This window comes from Achromobacter sp., assembly GCF_057314935.1.
Map to the genome: position 1 here is coordinate 45,322 of NZ_DBHKZA010000053.1, position 1,772 is coordinate 47,093.

Genomic DNA, 1,772 nt, shown 5'->3' on the forward strand with positions numbered 1-1,772 from the left:
TGATGCAGCGCCTGGCCGAATTCCCGCACGTGGTGGCCCTGGCCGCCCAGGACCTGTCGCCGCACCACATCGCTTTCTGGCTGCGCGACTGCGCCTCGGATTTCCATGCCTGGTACGCCGCCGAACGCGTGCTGATCGACGACGTGGCCGTCAAGCTGGCCCGCCTGCGCCTGGCCGCCACGACGCGCCAGGTGCTGGCCAACGGCCTTGAACTGCTGGGCGTGTCCGCCCCCGAGCGGATGTAACATCGGTACATGGCAACCAAGCGCAAAACCACCCGCCGTTCCTCAGGCGAAAGCGGCAGCACTCTGTACGGGGCGCTCGCCGGCCTGCTTATCGGCCTGATCGTGGCCGCCGCCGTGGCGTTCTACGTCACCAAGGCCCCGGTGCCTTTCGTGGACCGCGCCAGCCGCCAGGGCGACGCGGGCAAGCTGCCTGACCCCCGTCAGGCGCCGGATCCCAACGCGGGCCTGTACGGCCGTGACGGCGCGGCGGGCGCGCCGCCCACCGGCCCGACCGCCACCGCTCCCGCGCCGCTGCCTGGCGCAGGCACGGGTGCGACGCCGGCCAAGCCCGACGAAACGCCGTCCAAGCTGGATGACCTGGGTGCGCTGATCGCCACATTGCCGTCAACCGCCAAACCGCAGGCGGCATCCGCCCCGCCCGCGCAAGTCGCCATGGCGCCCGCTCAGGCGCCCACGCCGATATCCAAGTCCGCACCGGCCTCTACTCCGGCCCCGTCCCCCAAAGCCGCGGCCGCCACGGCGTCTGCGGCTACCGGTACGTACTACCTGCAGGCGGGCGCCTTCCGCGGTGAAAACGACGCGGAATCGCTGAAGGCCCGCATCATCCTGCTGGGGCTGCCGGTGGCCGTGCAAAAGGCCGAAGTCAACGGCAAGGCGATCAACCGGGTGCGCGTCGGCCCGTTCGCGCGCCTGGACGACATGAACCGCGCCCGCGGCAGGCTGGGCGAGAACAAGATCGAAACCGCCGTCGTGCGCCAGTAAGGCGCGCCGGCGGCGAGGCATTGCACGCTTGGTATTGAACTAATCCGGCCCCGGGCCTGTCTGTAACTTTTTACCCAGGAACCTCTCATCCATGTTGTCCACCAAGATTATCCGCATCATGGCCGCGGCCGCGCTGACCGCCACGGCGTTCTTCAGCCAGGCAAGCCACGCTCAAGGCACGCCGGCCTATGTGTCGATCAACCCGCCGCTGCCGTCGGACACCCCGGGCAAGGTGGAAGTGCTGGAATTCTTCGCCTACACCTGCCCGCATTGCGCCGCCATGGAGCCCATGGTCGAAGACTGGGCCAAGACCGCCCCGTCCGACGTCGTGCTCAAGCAGGTGCCCATCGCCTTCAACGCCGGCATGAAGCCGCTGCAGCAGGTGTACTACACGTTCCTGGCGCTGGACCGCAAGGACCTGCACGCCAAGTTCTTCACCGCCATCCACGGCGAGCACAAGCGTCTGTTCGACAAAAAGGCCATGGGCGAGTGGGCCGCGTCCCAAGGCGTGGACCGCGCCAAGTTCGACTCGGTGTTCGATTCGTTCAGCGTGCAGACCCAGGTGCAACGCGCCAACCAGTTGGCCGAGGCCTACCGCATCGACGGCACGCCCTCGTTTGCCGTGGGCGGCAAGTTCATGACCTCGCCGGTCATGGCGGGCAACAGCTACGAAGGCGCCTTGAAGGAAGTCAACCAGCTGATCCCGATGGCGCGCAACAAGTAATCCGCGTCCGCGATTCACGGCAAAACGCCCCGGCCTGATGG

The 1,772-nt window shown here is 67.9% G+C and carries 3 protein-coding genes; all 3 read left to right on the top strand.

The window, feature by feature from the left end; translation table 11 throughout:
• Positions 1 to 245, top strand: a 245-nt coding sequence (locus tag ACO6D5_RS19450; RefSeq protein ID WP_485826259.1) for a DALR anticodon-binding domain-containing protein, incomplete at its 5' end; no start/stop codon positions are given.
• Positions 246 to 254: 9 nt separating this feature from the next.
• Complete coding sequence (locus ACO6D5_RS19455; protein WP_485826260.1) at positions 255 to 1,007, top strand: SPOR domain-containing protein; 753 nt, start codon at positions 255 to 257, stop codon at positions 1,005 to 1,007.
• 91 nt (positions 1,008 to 1,098) lie between these two features.
• The gene (locus tag ACO6D5_RS19460) at positions 1,099 to 1,731 is read left to right on the top strand and encodes a thiol:disulfide interchange protein DsbA/DsbL (RefSeq protein ID WP_485826261.1); all 633 of its coding nucleotides are present in this window, start codon (positions 1,099 to 1,101) and stop codon (positions 1,729 to 1,731) included.
• Positions 1,732 to 1,772: the final 41 nt, after the last annotated feature.